Annotated in this window: 5 protein-coding genes; 2 read left to right on the top strand and 3 right to left on the bottom strand. The window is 74.4% G+C overall.

Features of this window, described 5'->3' with window-relative positions; genetic code table 11:
• Window positions 1–103: 103 nt before the first annotated feature.
• From bar to ACI79C_RS22190, 3 genes are read right to left on the bottom strand one after another with little or no spacing between them, the layout of a single operon-like run.
• Entirely contained in the window at window positions 104–1,207 is a 1,104-nt protein-coding gene (bar, locus tag ACI79C_RS22180) for a barbiturase (RefSeq protein ID WP_456947854.1), read from the bottom strand.
• Window positions 1,208–1,211: 4 nt separating this feature from the next.
• Window positions 1,212–2,183, bottom strand: a complete 972-nt coding sequence (locus ACI79C_RS22185) for a carbamate kinase (RefSeq protein ID WP_456947855.1) — start codon at window positions 2,181–2,183, stop codon at window positions 1,212–1,214.
• Window positions 2,184–2,242: 59 nt separating this feature from the next.
• Window positions 2,243–3,082: a PHP domain-containing protein gene (locus tag ACI79C_RS22190; protein ID WP_456947856.1), complete on the bottom strand. Its 840-nt coding sequence runs from the start codon at window positions 3,080–3,082 to the stop codon at window positions 2,243–2,245.
• A 60-nt stretch (window positions 3,083–3,142) separates the two neighbouring features.
• Here ACI79C_RS22190 and ACI79C_RS22195 point away from each other — a divergent pair, with 60 nt between their 5' ends.
• Together ACI79C_RS22195 and ACI79C_RS22200 are read left to right on the top strand one after the other, a co-directional pair.
• Window positions 3,143–5,362 (top strand): DEAD/DEAH box helicase, encoded by a 2,220-nt coding sequence (locus ACI79C_RS22195; protein WP_456947857.1) that lies wholly within the window; start codon window positions 3,143–3,145, stop codon window positions 5,360–5,362.
• 73 nt (window positions 5,363–5,435) lie between these two features.
• A complete protein-coding gene (locus ACI79C_RS22200) occupies window positions 5,436–6,059 on the top strand; it encodes an alpha-ketoglutarate-dependent dioxygenase AlkB (RefSeq protein ID WP_456947858.1) in 624 nt (207 codons plus the stop codon).
• Window positions 6,060–6,737 lie beyond the last annotated feature (678 nt).

A 6,737-nucleotide genomic window follows, 5' to 3' on the forward strand; every position in this document is an offset into this window, starting at 1 on the left:
ATGCGCCCGGCTCACCCCCGCGTGGTCATGGGGTCGTCGCCGGCCGACTCGCCGGTGGCGGCGCGTCCTCCCGCGACGACCCCATGACCAACCGCGATCTGCGTCAGGCCTTGACGATGGCGGCGACCGGGCCGCCACCCGACGGGCCCTGGTGCACCGCGGCGACGGAGACGAACACCGCCGGGTCGCCGGTGACCGAGGCGGTCACGCCACCCACGCACGCCTTGATCTGCCGGTGCCAGTGCACGTCGGAGTCGTCGAGCATGGCGTTGCGCCGCCCGCGGACCTTGCCGGTCGGGTCGGCCTCGCACTTGAGGAAGACGTTGACCAGCCGGTCGCCGAGGTCGGTGTGGTGCGGGCGCTCGGGCAGGTCCAGCCCGGCGTCGCGGATGGCGTTCCAGATGCCGTCCTGGTCGAGCGCGTCCGCCATGACCGAGTGGCCGATGCGGTAGTTGCCGCCGTGCCCGCGGGCGTTGCCGACGACGACGATCTGCGCCTGGTCCAGCTCCACGCCGGACGAGCAGGACGCCACCGACGAGTAGAGCGACAGGTCGCGCATGACCTGCTCCTGCGTCGGCATCTCGATCTCCCCGAGCGCGACGGCGATGCCCAGGGCCGTCGTGCCGTTGGAGAGGTCCATCGACCCGTGCGGCTCGTCGTAGTAGGTGGTCTGCCCGCGCTCGTGGGCGTCGCGGATCGTCTCGATGGTCAGCAGCGGCGTCTTGGTCTGCACGTAGTGGACGTCGGCCGGGTCCTCGATGCCGGCCTCCTTCATCGCCCGGCGCACGCCGTCGGCGACCTTCTCCACCATGGAGATGCGGCCGATGTCCTCGGGGAGCAGCTTCTCGCTCATCGCGAAGCCGACGGTCAGCCGCGGCTCGTCGGTCTTCTCCACGGCGTCCTCGGGCAGGGTCGCGAAGATCGTGGCGTGCGGGCTGATGACGCCGTCGGTGCCGCCGGACCACACGATCGGGATCTGCTTGACCACATCGGCCGAGCGGGTGCCCTTCTCCTGCAGCACCTCGCGGAACGCGCGGTCGGCGATGATGCGGGTGTAGTCGTTGACGCCGCCGTTGCCCTCGGTCTTGCCGATCACGGCGACGACCCGGTCGGCCTCGATGACGCCCTCGTCGATGAGCTTGGCCAGCTCGGAGGCGTCACTGACGTTGTGCAGCGGGACCTTGCGGACCTCGATCGGTGCGGGCACGGGATCACTTCTCCTTGGTCGGGGCGAGAGGGTCGTTCTGCAGGACGGTGCCGGCGTCGTCCCCGCGGACGGCGTCGGAGATGTGCTCGAGGCTGGTGATGACGGCGCGCCCGCCGGTCCCCTCGACGAACCGCAGCGCGGCGTCGACCTTGGGGCCCATGCTGCCGCGGGCGAACTGCCCGGCCGCGGCGTGCTCGCGCAGCTCGGCGGCGGTCACCCGGCCCAGCGGCCGGGCGTGCGGGGTGCCGAAGTCGACCATCACGGTCGGGACGTCGGTGGCGATGACCAGCGTGTCCGCGCCGAGCTCGGCGGCGAGCAGGGCGGCGGTGAGGTCCTTGTCGATGACCGCCTCGACCCCGCGGAGGGCGCCGCCGTCGTCGACCACCGGGATGCCGCCCCCGCCGGCGCAGGCGACGACGAAACCGGCCCCCGCCAGCGCGGAGATCGCGGGGACGTCGACGACCGACCGCGGCTCGGGGGAGGCGACCACCCGGCGCCAGCCGCGCTCGCCGCGGTCCTCCCAGATCTGCCCGTGCGCGATGAAGGTCTCGGCCTTCTCCCGGGGGAGGAACCGGCCCACCGGCTTGGACGGCTCGCGGAAGTGCGGGTCGTCCGGGTCGACCAGCGTGCGCGTGACCAGGCTCGCGGTCCGCTGGGCGAGGCCGCGAGCGGCGAGGGCGGCGTCGAGCTCGTCGGCCAGGGTGAAGCCGATGGTCGCCTGGGTCTGCGCCACGCACCAGTCCAGCGGCACCGGGGGGACCTCGTGCGCCGCGAGCTCGTTCTTGACCAGCAGGTTGCCCACCTGGGGGCCGTTGCCGTGGGTCAGCACGACCTCGACCCCCGTCGCCACGACCTCCGCGACGTGCACGGAGGCGGCCGCCAGCGCCGCCTGCTGGGCGCCGGGCGTGGCCGAGCCGTCCGGGCCGGTCATCGCGTTTCCGCCGAGGGCGATGACGACGCGGCGGGGAGACCTCACCCGGCCGACCCTAGCGGCAGATGCCTTAGCGGTGAAGTACTTGTCCGGACCGGATGGGGTCAGCGGCGCCAGAAGTCGAAGGCGTCCCGGCCGGGGCGGAAGCCGGCGGACTCGACGACGTCCACCGCCAGGTCGAAGTGCTGGCCGACGACGGCCGGCTGGTGGGCGTCGCTGCCGAAGCTGACCGCCTCGCCGCCCTCCTCGTGGAACCAGCGCACCTGGTCGACCGAGGCCAGCGGACTGGTGGTGTTGACCTCCAGTGCCCGGCCGGTCCGCGCCAGCGCGCGGAAGACCGCCCGGTACTCCTCCTCGTAGTCCTTCTCCGAGTACCGGTCGCTGCCGCCCGGCCAGTACCGGCGGGGGAAGTCGACGTGCGCGAGCACCTGGAAGACGTCGCTGTTCTCCACCATGTCGACGACCTCGGCCAGGTAGCGGCGCATCGTGGTGTCGGGGTCGGGGTAGAGCAGCCGGCCCACGCCGTAGAGCCGGCCGTCCTGGCTGAGCGAGTGCAGCGACCCCAGCACGCGGTCGACCGGGGCGTCGCGCAGGTGGCCGGCGACGCTCGCGGCGAACAGGTGCGGCTCACCGGTCTCCACCCCGGACCAGATGCGCAGCTCGGGGAAGCGCTCCCGGCACTCCTCCAGCTCGGCGAAGTACCCCTCGACGTCGATCGGCAGGTGGCGTGAGGCGTGCCGGTCGACCAGGCCCTCGGCGGTGGCGCGGTCCTCGGGCGACCAGGTGGTGAAGTCCAGGTGCTCGGTGAAGGCGATGGCCGGCAGGCCGCGGGCCACCGCGCGCTCGCAGGCGCGCACCATCGTCGCCGAGTCGGGGGTGTCCCAGGACCAGTGGGTGTGCACGTGGTTGTCCGGCGGTCGCATCGCCTGTGCATCCTCCTCCATCGTCCCCAGGATCCGCGCGGCGGCCGGTCCTGTCGCTCCGGGTGCCTAGTGTCGGCGGGCATGAGCACCGCCGCGCCGACGTCCGACCTCGCCGTCGAGGCCCTCGAGGTCCTCCGCGAGCTGACCGGCCGCCCCGACGCCGCGTTCCGCGAGGGGCAGGACGCCGCCGTCGCCGCGCTGGTGGAGCGCTCGGAACGTGCCCTGGTCGTGCAGCGCACCGGCTGGGGCAAGTCGGCGGTCTACTTCGTCTCCACCGCGCTGCTGCGCCGCCGGGGAGCCGGCCCCACGCTGCTGGTCAGCCCGCTGCTGGCGCTCATGCGCGACCAGGTCGCGGCCGCCGCGCGGGCCGGCATCCGCGCGGTGGAGATCTCCAGCGCCAACGCCACGGAGTGGGACGACGTCGCCGCACGGCTGGCCGCCGACGACGTCGACGTCCTGCTCGTGTCCCCGGAGCGGCTGACCAACCCGCGGTTCCGGGAGGAGCAGTTGCCCGGCCTGGTGGCCCGCTGCGGGCTGCTGGTGGTCGACGAGGCGCACTGCGTGTCCGACTGGGGGCACGACTTCCGGCCGGACTACCGCCGCATCCGCGACCTGCTGGGCACCCTGCCGGCCGGGACGCCGGTGCTGGCCACGACCGCCACGGCCAACGAGCGGGTGGTGGCCGACGTCGCCGAGCAGCTCGGGGCCGGGGGCGTGGGCGTGACCACGGTGCGCGGCCCGCTGGCGCGGGACTCGCTGCGCCTGGGCGTGCTCCGGCTGCCCACCGACCGCGCGCGCCTGGCGTGGCTGGCCGCCCACCTCTCCGACCTGCCGGGCAGCGGGATCGTCTACACGCTCACCGTCGCCGCGGCGGAGGAGACCGCCGCCCTGCTCCGCGACGCCGGCCACGAGGTGCGCGCCTACACCGGGCGGCTGGACGACGCCGACCGGCGCGATGCCGAGGAGGCGCTGCGGTCGAACTCCGTCAAGGCGCTGGTCGCCACCTCCGCGCTGGGCATGGGCTTCGACAAGCCCGACCTCGGCTTCGTCGTCCACCTGGGCGCCCCGTCCTCCCCGGTCAGCTACTACCAGCAGGTCGGCCGCGCCGGGCGCGCGGTCGAGCACGCCGACGTCCTGCTGCTGCCCGGCCCGGAGGACCTCGCCATCTGGCAGTGGTTCGCCACCTCCTCCATGCCCCGGCAGGACCACGCGGCGGCGGTGCTGTCGGCCATGGCCGACGGGAAGGCCTGGTCGGTGGCCCGGCTGGAGACGGTGGCCGACGTCCGCCGCTCGCGGCTGGAGCTGCTGCTCAAGGTGCTCGCCGTCGACGGCGCCGTGGAGCGGGTGCAGGGCGGCTGGCGGGCCACCGGGCAGCCCTGGGTCTACGACGCCGACCGCTACGCGCGCGTCACCCGCACCCGGGAGGCCGAGCAGCGGGCGATGATCGCCTACGCCCGCCCGGTGGCCGAGGCCCGGTGCCGGATGGCCTTCCTCCAGGAGGCGCTGGACGACCCGACCGCCGCGCCGTGCGGGCGCTGCGACGTGTGCGCCGGGCCCTGGTACGCCACCGACGTGCCGGAGGCGGCGGCCGAGGCCGCCTCGGCGGCGCTCGACCGCCCCGGTGTCGAGCTCGCGCCCCGGGCGCAGTGGCCGACGGGCGCCGACCGGCTCGGCGTCCCCGTGAAGGGCAAGATCGCCCCGGCCGAGCAGGTCGACCCGGGCCGGGCCGTCGCCCGGCTCACCGACCTCGGCTGGGGGCAGCGGCTGCGCACCCTGCTGGGGGACGACGGCGTGGGTGGCGTCGTCGACCTCGAGGCGCCGGGGATCGAGGAGGACCCGGACGCCGCCTTCGACGTCCCGGTGCGGCACTCGGTCACCGACACCCTCCCGGACGACGAGCTGATCCGCGCCTGCGCCCGGGTGCTCGGCGCCTGGGACTGGGCGGAGCGCCCGGCCGCGGTCGTCGCCGTCCCGTCGCGCCGGCGCCCGCGCCTGGTGACCGGTCTCGCGCAGGGCCTGGCCGGGCTCGGGCGGTTGCCCTACCTCGGCGAGCTCTCCCTCGCGCACGGCGGCCCGACCGGACAGCCCGGCGGGAACAGCGCCTTCCGGCTGGCGGGGGTGTGGCAGCGGATCGTCGTCGGCCCGCAGCTGCGCGAGCAGCTCTCGGCGATGGGGCCGGTGCCGGTGCTGCTCGTGGACGACCTGGCCGACTCCCGCTGGACCATGACGGTCGCCGGACGGGAGCTGCGGCTGGCCGGCGCCTCGCGTGTGCTGCCCTTCGCGCTCGCCCTGACCGCCTGAGGGAGCCCCCACCTCCGGCCGAGCCGCTCGTCGAGAACTCGTACACACGTTCGATCCGGCGTAGCCTGCGCGCATGTCGCTCGCGCACCAGCCGTCGATGTGGGACCTCGCCGAGGAGCCGACGCTCGGGCCGCTCGCCGTGACCCGGCACCGGTTGAGCCGCGGCGCGTGGGTCGACCACCTGCCCGGGTGGGTGTCCGGCTCCGACGCGGTCCTCGAGGTGCTGCTCGGGGACATCGGCTGGCGCGCCGACCGTCGGCAGATGTACGAGCGGGAGGTCGCCGTCCCGCGGCTGCTCCGGTGGTACGGCGGCGAGGAGGTCCTGCCGCACCCGCTGCTGACCGCGGCCCGGAGCGCGCTCAACGCCCACTACGCCGGGGAACTCGGTGAGCCGTTCGTCACCGCCGGCATGTGCCTGTACCGCGACGGGCGGGACAGCGTGGCCTGGCACGGGGACCGCATCGGCCGCGGTCGTAGCACCGACACGATGGTGGCGATCGTCTCCTTCGGCTCCCCGCGGCCGCTGCTGCTGCGCCCGGTTGGTGGCGGCGAGAGCCTGCGCTTCCCGCTGGGGCATGGCGACCTCGTCGTCATGGGCGGGTCCTGCCAGCGGACCTGGGAGCACTGCATCCCGAAGACCGCCAAGGCCGTCGGCCCGCGGGTCAGCGTGCAGTTCCGGCCTCGCGGGGTCGCCTGACGCGGTCCCCCGCCGGCAAACGGCGGACGGGCGACGACCGATGACCGTGACCGAGACCGCGACCTCGGCCGGAAGGCGGCCCGCGGGCACGGCGTTGAGAGGGCACGTCGGGACACCGGGTCCTTCCTCGCGGCCGGCGACCCCACCCCTGTCTCCATGACGCGGAGCACGGTTGCGGTGGGTGGCCGGCGCGAGGGCCGGAGTCGTGCCCCGGCGCGGGACGGGAGGCGCGAGCCTCCGCTCCGGGACCGCCCGGGGGATCGGCGATCGGTCGCCGGCGTTCCACCTCCGCCCAGGACGGACGGCGACGAGCCGCCCGCCGTGGGCGCCGAGGACCCCGGACGACGGGGTCCCCGGACCCGGGAGAACGCTCGGGGGACCCCCCGTGCACGGCCCCTCAGGGCCGTGTATGGTTCTCTCTGCACCGAGCGAGAACGGACCGGGCCGCCAGCCTGGTAACCGCCAGACGAACCCCGCGGTTTGACTGATGCGGAGCACGGTGTAAAGTGGAGACACCGCCCCGAACGAAGGCCGAAAAGGCTGGGGTTCGAGCGCGTCCGCTCCTTGAGAACTCAACAGCGTGCCGAAAGTCAGTGCCAAGTAACAACCCCTTTGTGGGTTTCTTTGGGTTGATGGATGTCGAGAGTGTCAGCTCTCGGTTCTCGCCCGGATTCGAAT

This window comes from Geodermatophilus sp. SYSU D00697 (assembly GCF_054050175.1).

Bases quoted from the DNA above. Each gene is read 5' to 3' on its own strand.
- ACI79C_RS22190 (WP_456947856.1), bottom strand. From the start codon at position 3,082: ATGGAGGAGGATGCACAGGCGATGCGACCGCCGGACAACCACGTGCAC.
- ACI79C_RS22195 (WP_456947857.1), top strand. From the start codon at position 3,143: ATGAGCACCGCCGCGCCGACGTCCGACCTCGCCGTCGAGGCCCTCGAG.
- ACI79C_RS22200 (WP_456947858.1), top strand. From the start codon at position 5,436: ATGTCGCTCGCGCACCAGCCGTCGATGTGGGACCTCGCCGAGGAGCCG.